The sequence below is a fragment of the Pimelobacter simplex genome (assembly GCF_024662235.1).
Lineage (GTDB): Bacteria > Actinomycetota > Actinomycetes > Propionibacteriales > Nocardioidaceae > Nocardioides.
In genome coordinates, this window is sequence record NZ_CP096276.1 from 2,868,060 (window position 1) to 2,881,943 (window position 13,884).

General features: G+C 73.1%; 14 protein-coding genes and 1 rRNA gene. 8 read left to right on the top strand and 7 right to left on the bottom strand.

The annotated features are described in order from the left end of the window. Positions 1-27: 27 nt before the first annotated feature. Together M0M48_RS14100 and M0M48_RS14105 are read right to left on the bottom strand one after the other, a co-directional pair. Positions 28-1,029 carry an SLC13 family permease gene (locus M0M48_RS14100; RefSeq protein WP_257751632.1) on the bottom strand — a complete coding sequence of 334 codons (1,002 nt, stop codon included), beginning with the start codon at positions 1,027-1,029 and terminating at the stop codon, positions 28-30. Positions 1,030-1,038: 9 nt separating this feature from the next. Then, on the bottom strand, positions 1,039-2,031 hold the full coding sequence (locus tag M0M48_RS14105; RefSeq protein ID WP_215817061.1) for an alpha/beta fold hydrolase: 993 nt from the start codon (positions 2,029-2,031) through the stop codon (positions 1,039-1,041). 104 nt (positions 2,032-2,135) lie between these two features. Here M0M48_RS14105 and M0M48_RS14110 point away from each other — a divergent pair, with 104 nt between their 5' ends. The 7 genes from M0M48_RS14110 to M0M48_RS14140 all read left to right on the top strand — a co-directional run bounded on the left by M0M48_RS14110 (position 2,136) and on the right by M0M48_RS14140 (position 9,067). Then, positions 2,136-3,314: a PucR family transcriptional regulator gene (locus tag M0M48_RS14110; protein ID WP_215817062.1), complete on the top strand. Its 1,179-nt coding sequence runs from the start codon at positions 2,136-2,138 to the stop codon at positions 3,312-3,314. Beyond that, positions 3,304-3,741 carry a GNAT family N-acetyltransferase gene (locus M0M48_RS14115; protein ID WP_257751633.1) on the top strand — a complete coding sequence of 146 codons (438 nt, stop codon included), beginning with the start codon at positions 3,304-3,306 and terminating at the stop codon, positions 3,739-3,741. Before M0M48_RS14110 ends, M0M48_RS14115 begins: the two co-directional genes overlap by 11 nt. A 78-nt stretch (positions 3,742-3,819) precedes the next feature. Continuing rightward, positions 3,820-5,019, top strand: coding sequence for an acyltransferase domain-containing protein (locus M0M48_RS14120; protein ID WP_215817064.1), 1,200 nt, complete (start codon positions 3,820-3,822; stop codon positions 5,017-5,019). After that, a complete protein-coding gene (locus M0M48_RS14125; RefSeq protein ID WP_257751634.1) occupies positions 5,016-6,017 on the top strand; it encodes a beta-ketoacyl-ACP synthase III in 1,002 nt (333 codons plus the stop codon). Before M0M48_RS14120 ends, M0M48_RS14125 begins: the two co-directional genes overlap by 4 nt. A gap of 80 nt (positions 6,018-6,097) precedes the next feature. Beyond that, complete coding sequence (locus M0M48_RS14130) at positions 6,098-6,343, top strand: acyl carrier protein (protein ID WP_141799363.1); 246 nt, start codon at positions 6,098-6,100, stop codon at positions 6,341-6,343. A gap of 32 nt (positions 6,344-6,375) precedes the next feature. Beyond that, positions 6,376-7,626, top strand: coding sequence for a beta-ketoacyl-[acyl-carrier-protein] synthase family protein (locus M0M48_RS14135; RefSeq protein WP_215817066.1), 1,251 nt, complete (start codon positions 6,376-6,378; stop codon positions 7,624-7,626). Positions 7,627-7,765: 139 nt separating this feature from the next. Further along, positions 7,766-9,067, top strand: a complete 1,302-nt coding sequence (locus M0M48_RS14140) for an acyl-CoA carboxylase subunit beta (protein ID WP_252373896.1) — start codon at positions 7,766-7,768, stop codon at positions 9,065-9,067. Positions 9,068-9,110: 43 nt separating this feature from the next. Here M0M48_RS14140 and M0M48_RS14145 read toward each other — a convergent pair whose 3' ends face one another. The 3 genes from M0M48_RS14145 to M0M48_RS14155 all read right to left on the bottom strand — a co-directional run bounded on the left by M0M48_RS14145 (position 9,111) and on the right by M0M48_RS14155 (position 11,833). Then, positions 9,111-10,034 carry a hypothetical protein gene (locus tag M0M48_RS14145; protein ID WP_257751635.1) on the bottom strand — a complete coding sequence of 308 codons (924 nt, stop codon included), beginning with the start codon at positions 10,032-10,034 and terminating at the stop codon, positions 9,111-9,113. A 143-nt stretch (positions 10,035-10,177) separates the two neighbouring features. After that, on the bottom strand, positions 10,178-10,675 hold the full coding sequence (locus M0M48_RS14150) for a DUF3145 domain-containing protein (RefSeq protein ID WP_215817069.1): 498 nt from the start codon (positions 10,673-10,675) through the stop codon (positions 10,178-10,180). Between the two features lie 237 nt (positions 10,676-10,912). Next, entirely contained in the window at positions 10,913-11,833 is a 921-nt protein-coding gene (locus tag M0M48_RS14155) for an alpha/beta fold hydrolase (RefSeq protein ID WP_257751636.1), read from the bottom strand. 83 nt (positions 11,834-11,916) lie between these two features. Here M0M48_RS14155 and M0M48_RS14160 point away from each other — a divergent pair, with 83 nt between their 5' ends. Beyond that, on the top strand, positions 11,917-12,534 hold the full coding sequence (locus M0M48_RS14160; RefSeq protein ID WP_257751637.1) for a hypothetical protein: 618 nt from the start codon (positions 11,917-11,919) through the stop codon (positions 12,532-12,534). Between the two features lie 27 nt (positions 12,535-12,561). On the opposite strand, the gene M0M48_RS14165 is transcribed toward M0M48_RS14160, so the two are convergent. Both M0M48_RS14165 and rrf read right to left on the bottom strand, forming a co-directional pair. Beyond that, on the bottom strand, positions 12,562-13,659 hold the full coding sequence (locus M0M48_RS14165; RefSeq protein ID WP_257751638.1) for a tetratricopeptide repeat protein: 1,098 nt from the start codon (positions 13,657-13,659) through the stop codon (positions 12,562-12,564). Positions 13,660-13,749: 90 nt separating this feature from the next. Beyond that, a 5S ribosomal RNA gene (gene rrf, locus M0M48_RS14170) occupies positions 13,750-13,866 on the bottom strand. Between the last annotated feature and the right edge of the window lie 18 nt (positions 13,867-13,884).

Genomic DNA, 13,884 nt, shown 5'->3' on the forward strand with positions numbered 1-13,884 from the left:
CGCGACCGTGCGCAGAACGCCGATTCCCTAGACCCAGCCCACCCCCACCGCACCCCGCATCACCACGACCAGCACCACCAGGAACCCCACGTTGACCACCGTGAACAGCCGCAGGAACGCCCCCGACTCCCCCGGCCGCAGCGCGGCGTACTGACGCAGCGTGATCAGGCTCGCCAGCGACGCGATGATCGTGCCGACCCCGCCGATGTTGACCCCGATGAGCAGCTGCGCGTGGGCGTCCGTGAACGGGGCCGCCAGTACGGCGGTCGGCACGTTCGAGAGCACCTGGCTGGCGAACGTGCTGACGAGGAGCGGGTCGTGGGCGAGCAGGTCGCCGAGGGCGGTGGCGACGGCGGGCACCCGGGACAGGCCCTCGGCGACGACGAAGAAGCCCGCGAGGATCACCAGCAGCAGGTAGTCCACCTTGGCCAGGGCCGCCCGGTCCACGACGAGCAGCACCGCGACGACGACCGCGCCGGCCCACCAGGGCACGATCCGCAGCACGATCGCCACGGTGAGCGCGAAGAGCGCGAGGTGCAGCAGGGCCGGGCGCCAGGCGACCTCGTGGGGGAAGACCACCGGCTCGTGCCGGGTACGCCGGACGAACAGGCAGGTCAGCACGACCAGCACCGCCGACACGGCGAACGGCAGCGCCATGATCCGCAGGAAGTCGCCGATCCCGAGCGCGTAGAACTGGTAGAGGTACAGGTTCTGCGGGCTGCCGAACGGCGTGATCATCCCGCCGAGGTTGGCCGCGACGGTCTCCATCACGAACACGAACGCCAGCAGGTCGTCGTTGCCCGTCGCGCGCAGCGTGACCGCGGTGAGCGGCAGCAGGGTCAGCAGCGCCATGTCGTTGGTGATGATCATCGACGCGACGAGCGTCAGCAGCACCAGGCCGAGCACCAGCGAGCGGCGGGTGCGCAGCAGCCCGATGATCCCCTCGGCGACCGCGCTGAAGAAGTGCACGCCCTCGAGCGCCCGGACGACGGCGAGCAGGCAGAAGACGCTCGTCAGCGTGATCAGCACGGGCGCAGCTCAGGCAGGGGTGATCGCCTCGTCGCGTGCCTCGGCGGCCGCGACGGCGGCCAGCGGGCCGAGCGGAGCAGTGGCGCCCGCCTTGAGCATGCGCCGGAACCGCGCCCGGTTGTACGACGCCGGCTCGGTCGTCGAGACGAACTCGTCGAGGATGCGCACGAACTCGTCGGGGTGGTTCTTGTGCGGGAAGTGCCCCGCGTCGGCGAGCAGGTCGACCCGGACGTCGGGCGCGAGCTCGGCCGCATTGCCCGCGTGGCGCACCGGCAGGACCTGGTCCTCCTCGCCCCACACCACGGCCATCGGCATCGCCTCGGACAGGTAGGCCCGGTCGGACATGGTGACGATCTGGCCGCGCCAGTCGATGACCGCGCGGACCAGGTGCCGGATCGCGAAGCGGGTGCGCCGGTCCTTCCAGGACTCGACGATGTCGGCGACCTCGTCGAGGTCGCGGGTGTACTTGCGCAGGGGGCCGACGTCGCCGTACCGGGCGGCGGTGCGGAGCGCGAACGTCTCGGCGTGCCGGATGCCGGGCAGGGTCAGCACGCCGACCGCCCGGAACCAGCCGGGCACCTGGATCAGGCGGATGAGCGGGGTCACCTCGGCACCGAGGCCGCCGGTGGCGACGAGCATCACCCGCTGGGTGCGCTCGGGGAACTGGTAGGCGAACTGCATCGCGATGCCCCCGCCGAAGCTGTGCCCGACGACGGTCACCTTGTCGACGCCCAGCACGGTCAGCAGGTCGCGCATGCCGTTGGCGTAGCCGCCGAGGGTGTAGTCGGCGCGTGGCTTGTCCGAGAGCCCGTGCCCGAGCAGGTCGGGCGCGATGACCGTGTAGCGCTCGGCGAGCTTGTCGATGACCGGCGACCAGGTCGTGTGGTCGCACGCGAGACCGTGCAGCAGCAGGAGCGCGGGGCCGGAGCCCTTCTTGACGTACGCGCGCCGCTTGCCGTGCAGCGTGACGTACTGGACGCCCTGGTCCGGCTGCTCCGTCATGACGCCCCCTCCGAACGACGTGCAGGTGGTGGACGATTCAACCACGCCCGACCGGGCGCCGACACCCGGGATCTCGTTCCCGCACCGGGTCCTACGCTGGTCCCATGTCCCCCATCGGCCGCTCGACCCGCGCCAACGCCACCCAGCAGCTGCGCGCGGCGTCCGGCTCGCTGGGCTCGGCCGCGATCGCTCGGATGGAGTCCGACCGGCCGTGGTTCCGCGACCTGACCGCCGAGGAGCGCTCCTGGGTCGGGATGATCGTCCAGGCGGGCGTCAAGGGCTTCGTCGACTGGTTCGCCGAGGGCGGCGGCGTCGACCCGCAGGACGAGGCGGTCGTGCTCCAGGTCTTCGGTGTCGCGCCCCGCGCGATGGCCGGCGTGATCGACCTGCACCAGACCGTCGACCTGATCAAGCTGACCATCGACGAGGTCGAGCGCAGCGTCGAGCGCCTGCTCGACCCGGACGTGCTGGCCGAGGTCCACGCCGCCGTCCTGCGCTACGGGCGCGAGGTGGCCTTCGCGACCGCCGAGGTCTACGCCCGCGCCGCCGAGGTCCGCGGCCGCTGGGACGCCCGCCTCGAGGCGCTGGCGGTCGACGCGGTGCTGCGCGCCGAGACCGACGAGTCGGTGCTGTCCCGCGCGAGCGCCGTGGGCTGGTCCTCGCGCGGCGAGGTCGCCGTCGTGGTCGGGCCGGCCCCGGCCGAGGCCAACGGCGACGGCGTCTTCGAAGAGGTACGACGAGCCGCCCAGGAGCACGGTCTCGACGCGCTCAGCGCCGTCCAGGGTCACCTCCTGGTGGTCATCCTCGGCGGGGTCACGGTGCCCGAGAAGGACGCCGGCTCGGTCGTCCACCTCTTCGGCGAGGGCGCCGTCGTGGTCGGCCCCGCCGCCGCCGACCTGGCCCAGGCCCACGTCTCGGCCACCGTCGCCCTCGGCGCCCTGCGCGCCGCCGTCGGCTGGCCCGACGCCCCGCGCCCGGTCTCGGCCCACGACCTGCTCCCCGAGCGGATCCTGGCCGGCGACGACGTGGCCCGCCAGGACGCCGTCGTCCAGATCTACCGGCCCCTCGCCGACGCGCGCGGCGAGCTCGTCGCCACCCTGGTCGCCTACTTTGCCAACGGCGGCGGCATCGAGGCCACCGCCCGCGCGCTCTTCGTGCACGCCAACACGGTCCGCTACCGCCTCGGCCAGATCGCCGACCTCACCGGCCTGACCCCCGCGGTCCCCCGCGACGCGCTCGCCCTCCAGCTCGCGCTCGTGCTCGGGAGACAGAGTGCGGCCTGAGCCCGACGGCTACGCGTTCTCGGCCGACCGCGACCGGATCGACCCCGGCTGGGTGCACCGCCAGCTCTCCGAGCACGCCTACTGGGCCCTCGGGCGCCCGCGCGAGGTCCAGGACGCCGCCAACGCCGGCTCGCGCTGCTACGGCGTCTACGACGCCGCGAGCGGCGCGCAGGTCGCGTTCGCCCGGGTGGTGACCGACGGCGCGACCTTCGGCTGGCTGTGCGACGTGATCGTCGACCCGGAGCTGCGCGGCCACGGCCTCGGCACGACCCTGGTCGCCGGGGTCGTCGCCGACCTCGAGCCGCTGCGGCTCAAGCGGCTGATGCTGGCGACCAGCACCGCGTCCGGGCTCTACGCCCAGCACGGATGGACGCCGCTGCGGGCGCCGGAGACCTGGATGGAGCACCCCGGCAGCGCAGACTTGTAGGACTCCCACAAACCGCGTGGCCCATCTTCGTGGGCGGCGCAGGCGCGTTCCCCGTACGGCGCCAGGCAGTCTGGTTGCGTGCTCGTGATCGTCGCCCCCGGCCAAGGGGCACAGACCCCTGGTTTCCTCTCGCCGTGGCTGGAGGACCCGACCTTCGCCGCGCGCATCGAGTGGCTCTCGGCCGTCGCCGGCCTCGACCTGGCGCACTACGGCACCGAGGCCGACGAGGCCACGATCCGCGACACCAAGATCGCCCAGCCGCTGCTGGTCGCCTCCGGGCTGGTCGCCGCGCTGCAGCTCTACCCCCACCCGGCCGACGCCTACCGCGGCCTCGGCGCCGTGGCGGGCCACAGCGTCGGTGAGATCACCGCCGCCGTCGGCGCCCGGGTGATCACCGCCGAGCAGGCGATGGTCCTGGTCCGCGAGCGCGGCAACGCCATGGCCGCCGCGGCCGCGGTCACCCCGACCGGCATGACCGCCGTCCTCGGCGGCGATCGCGACGAGGTCCTCGCCGCGATCGAGGCCCACGGCCTGACCGCCGCCAACGACAACGGCCCCGGCCAGATCGTGGCCGCCGGGACGATGGAGCAGCTCGCCGCCTTCGCCGAGAACGCCCCCAAGGGCGCCCGCCCGCGGCCGCTCTCGGTCGCCGGCGCCTTCCACTCCCCGCACATGGCTCCCGCGGTCGACCACGTCGCCCGCCTGGCCCAGTCGGTCTCGACGCACGACCCGCGGACCCGGTTCATCTCCAACCGCGACGGCAACGTCGTCCACGACGGCCGCGACGTCCTCGGCCGCATCGTCGGCCAGATCGCCCGCCCCGTGCGCTGGGACCTGTGCCTGGAGACGATGGCCGACATCGGCGTCACCGGCATCCTCGAGATGCCGCCGGCCGGCACCCTGACCGGCATCGCCAAGCGCTACTTCAAGGGCCGCGACATGAGCGTCGAGACGTTCGCGCTGACCGGACCCGAGCAGCTCGACGAGGCCCGCGCGTTCTGCGGGCGCCACGTCGAGACCTCGCTCATCGACAGCTCCCCCACCTGGCGGATGGTCGTCTCCCCCGCCAAGGGCCTCTTCCACCGCGCCGAGACCGCCACAGGCGCCGACCGCTTCGACGCCGGTACGCCGATCGGCGAGGTCGCCAGCCTGCGCGACCGGATCACGGTGACCGCGGCCCACGGCGGCCAGGTCGTCGAGTGGCTCGTCGAGGACGGCGACCCGGTCGCCCCCGGCCAGCCCCTGCTGCGTCTCCACCCCGAGGTCGTCCCCGCATGAGCGCGACGCTCCGCACCGAGACCGGCGCCGCCCACGCCGCTCTCCTCGGCGTCGGCGCCTACCGCCCGCGCCGTGTGGTCCCCAACGCCGAGGTCATCGACGCGATCGACTCCAGCGACGAGTGGATCCAGCAGCGCTCGGGCATCAAGACCCGCCGCTTCGCCGAGGACGACGAGACCGTCGTCTCGATGAGCGTCGCGGCCGCCCAGGACGCGCTCACCGCGGCCGGCATCGACGCCCGCCAGATCGACTGCGTGATCGTGGCGACCGTCAGCCACCTGCTGCAGACCCCGTCGGCGGCGACCGCGATCGCCCACGAGCTCGGCACCGACCAGGCGGCCGCCTTCGACATCTCCGCGGCCTGCGCCGGCTTCTGCCACGGCGTGGCCCTGGCCAACGACATGGTCCGCGCGGGCAGCGCCGGCTACGCGCTGGTCATCGGCGTCGAGCGGCTCTCCGACATCACCGACCCCACCGACCGCGGGACGGCGTTCATCTTCGCCGACGGCGCCGGCGCGGTCGTCGTGGGCCCGTCCGAGACGCCGGGCATCGGCCCGGTCGTCTGGGGCTCCGACGGCGAGCACTACGACCACATCCGCACGCCCGACTGGCGCGACATCCTCGAGTCCGGCGAGAAGAAGATGCCGTGCCTGTCGATGAAGGGCAACGAGGTCTTCCGCTGGGCGTCGTACGGGATGGCCAAGGTCGCCCAGCAGGCGCTCGACCGGGCCGGCATCACCGCCGACCAGCTCGACTGCTTCGTCCCGCACCAGGCCAACAACCGGATCACCGACGCGATGGCCCGCTCGCTCAAGCTGCCCGACACGGTCAAGATCGCGCGCGACATCATCGACGCCGGCAACACCTCCGCGGCCTCGGTCCCGATGGCCCTGCAGCGCATGATCGACGACGGCGACGCGAAGTCGGGCGACACCGCCCTCCTCATCGCCTTCGGCGCCGGCCTCGCGTACGCCGCGCAGGTCGTCGTCGTCCCCTGACGGGTCCCGCGACCCGCCCACGGATCAGCACCACCCCCGCACCACCCAGCACCACCCATCAACCAGGGAGAACACGAAGAATGAGCACCGAAGAGATCCGCGCCGCCCTCGCCGAGATCGTCAACGAGGTCGCCGGCATCCCCGCCGACAGCGTGCAGCTGGACAAGTCGTTCAGCGACGACCTGGACGTCGACTCGCTGTCCATGGTCGAGGTCGTCGTCGAGGCCGAGGAGAAGTTCGGCGTCACCATCCCCGACGACGAGGTCAAGAACCTCAAGACCGTCGGCGACGCCGTGGCCTACATCGAGCGCAACCGCGCCGCCTGATCCACCCCTGACTCACTAGGAGACCGACAGCCATGTCCCGCACTCGTGTCGTCGTGACCGGCCTGGGCACCACCAGCCCGCTCGGCGGCGATGTCGCCAGCACCTGGGAGGGCCTGCTCGCCGGTCGCTCGGGGGTTCGTCCCCTCGGCGACATGGCGGAGGGTCTCCCCGTGACCATCGGCGCCCCGGCCGCCGTCGACCCCACCGAGGTCCTCGACCGCGTCGTCGCCCGTCGGCTCGACCGCTCCTCGCAGCTCGCCCTCGTGGCGGCGCTCGAGGCGTGGGCCGACTCCGGGCTCGACGTCGTCAAGGACGCAGGTGAGCTCGACGGCGACCGGTTCGGCGTCGCCTTCGCCTCGGGCATCGGCGGCGTGCACACGCTGCTGTCCAACCACGAGGTCCTGCTCGAGAAGGGTCCGCGCCGGGTCTCCCCGATCTCGGTCCCGATGCTGATGGCCAACGCCCCGGCCGCCACGATCAGCCTCAAGCTCGGCGCCCGCGGCCCGGTCAACACGCCGGTCTCCGCGTGCGCCTCCGGCAACGAGGCGGTCTCGCTGGCCGCCGACCAGATCCGGCTCGGCCGGGTCGACGTCGCGATCGCCGGCGGCACGGAGGCGGCCATCCACCCGCTGCCGATCGCCGCGTTCGCCAACATGATGGCGCTGTCCAAGAACGACGGCGACCCCACCACCGTCTCGCGACCCTTCGACACCGCCCGGGACGGCTTCGTCCTCGGTGAGGGCGCCGGCGCCCTCGTGCTGGAGTCGCTGGAGCACGCCCAGGCGCGCGGTGCCCGGATCTACGCCGAGGTCCTCGGCACCGGCATCACCGCCGACGCCCACGACATCGCCCAGCCCGACCCGGCCGGCCGCGGCGGCGCTCGCGCCATCCGCCTCGCCGTCCAGGACGCCGGGGTGGCGCCGAGCGACATCGCCCACGTCAACGCCCACGCGACCTCGACGCCGCAGGGCGACGTCGCCGAGTCGCTCATGCTCCACGCCGTCCTCGGCTCGGCCGCCAACGACCTCGTCGTCTCGGCCACCAAGTCGATGACCGGTCACCTCCTCGGCGGTGCCGGTGCGCTCGAGGCCGTCGCCACGGTCCTCGCGATCAAGAACCGCACCGCTCCCCCGACGATCAACCTCGACGAGCAGGACCCGCGGGTCGAGCTCGACGTGGCGACCAAGCCCCGGGACCTCCCGCTGGGCGACATCGCCGCGATCAACAACTCCTTCGGCTTCGGTGGCGCCAACGTCGCCGTGGTCTTCGGGTCGGTCAGCTGACGTGACGTCGGCTCCGACCGCCCCCAGCTCGGCCAAGCCCGCTCGCGAGGACGACCCCCGTCATCCTCTGCGGCGGCTGGCCGCGCTCCTCGATCCAGGGTCGCTGGAACTCCTCCCGTCCGGCGACCCTGACTGCGGAATGATGGCCGCGACCGGCACGGTCGACGGCGCTCGCGTGGTGGCGTTCTGCTCGGACGCCACCGTCATGGGTGGCGCGATGGGCAACGACGGCTGCACCGTGGTCGTCGATGCCTATCACCGCGCGCTCACCGACCGCATCCCGATCATCGGGCTGTGGCACTCCGGTGGCGCGCGTCTCGCCGAGGGCGTGCTCTCCCTGCACGCCGTCGGCCGGATCTTCGAGGTGATGACCCGGGCCTCCGGCGTCATCCCCCAGGTCTCGGTGGTGCTCGGCCCGGCCGCGGGTGGCGCGGCGTACGGCCCGGCCCTGACCGACGTGGTGATCCTCGGCCCCGAGGGCCGGATCTTCGTCACCGGTCCCGAGGTCGTCCGCTCGGTGACGGGCGAGGCCGTCGACATGCTGCGCCTGGGCGGCCCCGAGCCGCACGGGCGCCGCTCCGGCGTCGTCCACGTCGTCACCACCTCCGAGGAGGAGGCGCTCGGCAAGGCCCGCTCCGTGGCCGCGCTCGTCGGCGCCCAGGGTCGCCTCGACGCGACCGCCGTGCCCGACACCGACCTCGGCGCGCTGCTCCCCGAGTCCCGCAAGCGGGCCTACGACGTGCACCCGCTCGTCACCGGCATCCTCGACGACGACTCCAGCGTCGAGCTCCACGCCGGCTGGGCGCCCAACATCGTCACCGCCCTGGGTCGCCTCGGCGGTCGCACCGTCGGCGTGGTGGCCAACAACCCGCTGCGCCTCGGCGGCTGCCTCGACTCCCCCTCGGCCGAGAAGGCCGCCCGCTTCGTGCGGATGTGCGACGCCTTCGGCATCCCGCTGCTCGTCGTGGTCGACGTGCCCGGCTACCTGCCCGGCGTCGGCCAGGAGTGGGACGGCGTCGTACGCCGTGGCGCCAAGCTGCTCCACGCGTTCGCCGAGTGCGAGGTCCCCAGGGTCACCCTGGTCACCCGCAAGTCCTACGGCGGCGCCTACATCGCGATGAACTCGCGCTCCCTCGGCGCGACCAAGGTCTTCGCCTGGCCCGGCGCCGAGATCGCCGTGATGGGCCCGCTGGCCGCCGTCCGGATCCTGCACCGCCGGCGCCTCGCCGAGGTCGCCCCCGAGCTGCGCGACCAGGTCGAGGCCGAGCTGGCCGACGAGCACGAGCGGATCGCCGGCGGCGTCGAGCGCGCCGTCGAGATCGGTGTCGTCGACGAGATCGTCGACCCCGCCAGCACCCGCTCCGCGCTGACGGCCGCCTTCCTCGAGGCGGTCCACGCCCAGGGTGTGCGCCGCGGCACCCACGGCAACATCCCGCTGTAGGAGAAAACGCGGCCTGCAGGCCCCCCGACCCGCAGGCCGCGCGCTAGAGCCGGCCGACCCCGGACGCGACGTCCGGGTCGATCCGGAAGCTCGGCCGCAGCGCCTGCTGCTCCCCCGTGCGAAGCAGCCCGGCCTTGCGGCCCACCCGCATCGCCGCCACCTTGCCGGCCGCCAGCACGCCGTCCTCGCGCGTGGAGCGGGCACCGCGGCCCAGTCGCTCGCGCAGGTGGTGGTTGGCGGTCCAGACCCGCTCCCGGCGGACCGAGGCGGGCGTCCAGTGCTCGGTCGAGAGCGAGACGTTCATGCCGTCGAGGTTCTCGACCCGGTGCGGGCAGTTCTGCGGCCACCAGGCCACCTGACCGGGCTCCAGGTCGAGCACCTCCGCGTGCGCGTCGAAGCCCGCGTCGTACGGGAGGCCCTCGGTGCTCGCGCCGGCCACGACCTTCTCCAGGTCCACCCGCGAGGCGAACCGCTCGGCGCGCGGGTAGACGTACGCGCGCTTGCGCCCGCGCAGGTGCCAGAGCAGGTTCGGCTGGTTGTCGGCGTGGTAGTAGACCATCGCCGTGGGCGAGGAGATCAGCAGCGTCGCCTTGATCTCCAGCGGGTCGAAGCCGGGCACGAGCGTGCCGATCTCGGCGTAGGCGTCGGCGACCAGGCCGGCCAGCGCGGCGTCGTACCGGCTGACGCCGACGAGGTTGAGCCAGAGCCGGCCGCGGCCGACCACCTCGAGCAGCTCCTTGCCCGGCAGGTCCGTGGCCTCGCCCCGGCGCCACTCGCCGGTCGCGGAGGCGTCGGTACCCATCGTGTAGGGGTGCACCGCCTCGCGGGGCAGCCGGTCGAGCAGGTCGGCGAGGGCGTCGTCGGTGAACATCGGCTGCTCGTGGAGCAGGTGGGCCGCGCGGTGGGGCGCGGCGCCGAAGGCCTCGATGTCACGGAAGGTCCACGGGAGCAGTGTCGGAGCGGGCACCGGGCGACGCTAGCGTCCGGCGCGGCGGCTGCCGAGGCTCCCGCGGCTTTCGTGACCAGATCGGAGAACGACGCAGCGCCCCGGCTCGGGAGCCGGGGCGCTGCGTCGTTGTCACGGGGGCGGGTTCGGACCGTCCAGGCCGTTCAGACCACCTGGTGCAGCCAGCGGACGGGGGCACCGTCGCCGGCGTGCCGGAAGGTCTCCAGCTCGTCGTCCCAGGGCTTTCCGAGCAGCTTGTCGATCTCGTTCTCCAAGGTGACCTCGCCGAGCGCTGCGCGCACGACGGCCGCCTTGAGCCGGTCCTCGGGGATCATGATGTCGCCGTGGATGCCGGTGACCGCGTGGAAGACACCGAGGTCCGGGGTGTACGAGAAGCGCGCACCCTCGGTCGCCGAGGTGGGCTCCTCGGTGACCTCGAACCGGAGGTGGTTCCAGCCACGCAGCGCGGAGGCCATCTCGGCCGCCGCCCCGGTCTTGCCGGTCCAGGAGAACTCACACCGATAGCTGCCGGACTGAGCCGACTGCGGCGTCCAGTCAGGGTTGACGGGTACGCCGAGCACGCCGCCCACCGCCCACTCGATGTGCGGGCACAGCGCGGACGGCGCGGAGTGGACGTAGAAGACGCCCCTGGTTGCACTCATTCCGGTCACCACGAACTCCTCGAACTATCCCTACCTCCGGCGTGAGATACGCCTTCCCCAGCGGTCTCCACGGAGGTGTCGGGCAGTCGCGGACGGGTGGCGGGCACTCGTGCAGCGTGACACCTGTGTAGTTGTGGTCCCATTGTGACCCATGGGACGGTCCGACACCAGCGTCTCCGCGCGTGTCTGGTCACACCCTGCCGCATCGGGCAGGTGCTCCGGAAGAGGGCCCGCGGCTCAGGCGCCGAGCGCCAGGAGCTCGGCCATCACCTTCTGGGCGATGCCGAGGCCGCCGAGGTGGCTCTCCCCGTCGATCGTGGTCATCGTCGCGTCCGGGAGCCGGTCCACGCAGTGCTGGCCGTGCCGGAAGGGCACGATGTGGTCGTCGTTGCCGTGCCACCAGCGCACCGGCACCCGGACGTCGTCCAGCGCGAAGCCCCAGTCCCGGGTGAACAGCAGCAGGTCCGCCAGCGGCGCCGAGGTCTGGAACCGGCTGCCGTTGAGCAGGTCGTCGAGGAACATCGCCTTGAACTCCGGGCGGCCCAGCAGGTTCTTGTCGCCCGGCGGCTGCACCGCGGCGTACAGGTCGAGCGCGGGGCCGGCCAGCGGCTTCACGGTGCGGATCGCGCCGGTCAGCGCCATCCCCAGCGGTACCCGGGTCGCGGCCAGCACGGGGGCAGCATGCACCGCGAGTCGGATGATGCCGCCCTCGGCCGCGTCCGGCCCCCGGGTGGGCGCCACGCCGCCGAGGACACCGACCCCGCGCACCCGCTCGGGCATCGCGGCACCGGCCGCGAGGGCGTAGGGCCCGCCACCGGAGAGACCGATCACCCGCAGGGTGTCGATCGCCAGGGCGTCGAGCAGGAGCGCCAGGTCCGCGGTCCAGTCCCGCACGTCCGGGTAGAGGTACGGCGTCGACGAGCCGATCCCGGGCCGGTCGATGCCGATGATCCGCACGCCGGCCTCCGCGGCGTACGCGCGGGCGTCGACGGGGATCTGGCGCCGGGCGCCCGGCGTCCCGTGCATCCAGACGATCGCCGGCCCCCGCGGGGAGCCGTACTCGGCGAAGCTCAGCCGCCGCCCGTCGCGCACCGCCACGCTGCCCTCCAGCGTGGGCCGCTTGGGCTGCTCGGCGATCCGGGTCCCGGGGAACGTCATGCGCAGGAGTGTGACAGGTTCTACCCCGCTCCGGAGAGCGGTCCACGACCGGCCGGACGCCGCGAATGCCCTAGGGTGCGGGCATGACCATGGGGGCATCAGAGCGTCGCGCGCCCGCACCCGGCCGTCGCAAGGCCGAACGGCCCCGGCGACGCCGCGGCGGCGACGGCGACCTCGACTCCTCCCGGATCCCCCGGTCCTCGTTCCGCTCCCGGACCTGGCGCTACGCCGTGCTGGCCCTGGCGACGCTCCTGGGGGCCGCCTGGCTGGTCTGGTACGCCCTGACACCCGAGCAGCTGCCCGTGAGCGACAAGGCGCTCAACGCGAGCGGCGTCCTGGGGACGCCGCTCTACGTCGGCATGTTCGCCCCGCCCGCGGACTTCGGCCGCACGCTGCGCATCGCCGGGGTCAAGGTGCACACAACGGCCGACGTCAAGATCAGCGTCACTCCCCTGCTCTGCCGGCGCGGGACCGTGGGGGTCACCACCAAGCCCGAGCAGTTCTGCGCCGAGCTGGTGAACCCCGAGGGCCAGCGCCTGGTCGGCGGGGACTCGATCGTGCTCAAGGTGGACGCGCCCGAGGCGGCGCTCGCGGTCATCGACCGGATCCGGATCGCCTACCGCGAGGACATCCGCTGGGACACGCAAGCGGCCGGCAACCACCAGGCGATCGTGATGATCGCCGGGCGGCCGCCGGCCTGAGTCCTGCACCGCGGCAGTGCCGCGGGACTACTCCGCGTTGCGATCGACGCGCTTCTCGAGCGACTCCGCCCGCTCGGCGGCGTCGGTGTACTCCTCGGCGTCGATCGCGTTGACCTTGTGGAACCAGGTCAGCGCGTCGTTGAGCCGGCCGGCCTCCTCGAGCGTGTCGGCGTACGCGTAACGCAGGCGGACCACCCAGGGCTCCCGGCTCTTGCTGTTGAGCGGGGACACCTCGAGCGTGCGCAGGGCAGCGTCGAGCTGGCCCAGGTCACGGCGAGCGCCGGCCTCGACGATCACCATCTCCGCGCGTGCTGCCGACGGGAACTTGGCCACCGACGGGCTCTTGGCGAGCTCGAGGGCACGCTTGGGGTTGCCCAGCGCGCGGTGGCAGTCCGCCATGATCGGCAGGTACGCCGTGGCGCCGTTCATCCGCTTGGCCGCGCGCAGCTCGGAGAGCGCCTCGGCGTAGTGGCCGGCCGCGTAGGCCGCCTCACCGACGGCCTCGCGCACGACCGCGATCCGCGACGCCCGGGCCTTGGCCGCCAGCGCGTGCTGGTAGGCGGTCTCCGGGTCGTCGTCGACGAGCTGCCCGGCCGCGGCCAGATGGCGCGCCACACGGGCGGCGAGCTTCTCCGGCAGACCCTTGAGGTGGGCCCGGACCGAAGCGCTCAGCTCCGCACCCGTGATGTCCTCGGGCAGCGTGGGACCGTCGTACACGGCCTGCTCGGCCGTGCGATCCCGCTGCTCGCGCGCCTCGCGCGCCTTGCGCTGATCCGACGTCCCCGGGCCACCGCTGCGCGGTGCGCGGCGCTTGTCCGCTCCCGCAGCCGGCTTGCTGCGCCGGTCGGGGCGCTGCTCGTTGCGGTCGTCTCGGTCACGGCTGTAGGGCCTGCGACCCTCACCGCTGCTGCTGGCTCCACCGGTCTTGCCGGCACCGCCGGTACGCCGGGGGCCGCCGCTGCCGGCACCACTGCCGGTCGGCTTGCTCCCGGACCCGTACGGCTTGCCGCCACCGGTCGAGCTGCTTCGGCCTGCACCGCCCTGTCGAGCACTGCCGCCCTGTCGCGCGCTACCGCCCTTGCGGGGGGCCGCACCGCTGTCGCGTCGGCCTCGCTGGTCTGCCACGTCGGTCTCCTGGACGTCGAATCGCTATTGAGGAAAGAGGGTGCAAAACAGAGTAGAGGCCACCCGAGGGTGGCCTCTACCTGAATGTATGTCCGGCGGCGTCCTACTCTCCCACAGCCTCTCGGTTGCAGTACCATCGGCGCTGGCAGGCTTAACTTCCGGGTTCGGGATGGGACCGGGTGTTTCCCTGCCGCTATGGCCGCCGTAACTCTATGAACCCCATGT

What these genes read in the sequence shown, in the direction of transcription:
- M0M48_RS14155 (WP_257751636.1), bottom strand. Translation starts at nt 11,833, where the DNA reads ATGACGTTCCCCGGGACCCGGATCGCCGAGCAGCCCAAGCGGCCCACG.
- M0M48_RS14105 (WP_215817061.1), bottom strand. Translation starts at nt 2,031, where the DNA reads ATGACGGAGCAGCCGGACCAGGGCGTCCAGTACGTCACGCTGCACGGC.
- M0M48_RS14130 (WP_141799363.1), top strand. Translation starts at nt 6,098, where the DNA reads ATGAGCACCGAAGAGATCCGCGCCGCCCTCGCCGAGATCGTCAACGAG.
- M0M48_RS14135 (WP_215817066.1), top strand. Translation starts at nt 6,376, where the DNA reads ATGTCCCGCACTCGTGTCGTCGTGACCGGCCTGGGCACCACCAGCCCG.
- M0M48_RS14150 (WP_215817069.1), bottom strand. Translation starts at nt 10,675, where the DNA reads ATGAGTGCAACCAGGGGCGTCTTCTACGTCCACTCCGCGCCGTCCGCG.
- M0M48_RS14110 (WP_215817062.1), top strand. Translation starts at nt 2,136, where the DNA reads ATGTCCCCCATCGGCCGCTCGACCCGCGCCAACGCCACCCAGCAGCTG.
- M0M48_RS14160 (WP_257751637.1), top strand. Translation starts at nt 11,917, where the DNA reads ATGACCATGGGGGCATCAGAGCGTCGCGCGCCCGCACCCGGCCGTCGC.
- M0M48_RS14140 (WP_252373896.1), top strand. Translation starts at nt 7,766, where the DNA reads ATGATGGCCGCGACCGGCACGGTCGACGGCGCTCGCGTGGTGGCGTTC.
- M0M48_RS14125 (WP_257751634.1), top strand. Translation starts at nt 5,016, where the DNA reads ATGAGCGCGACGCTCCGCACCGAGACCGGCGCCGCCCACGCCGCTCTC.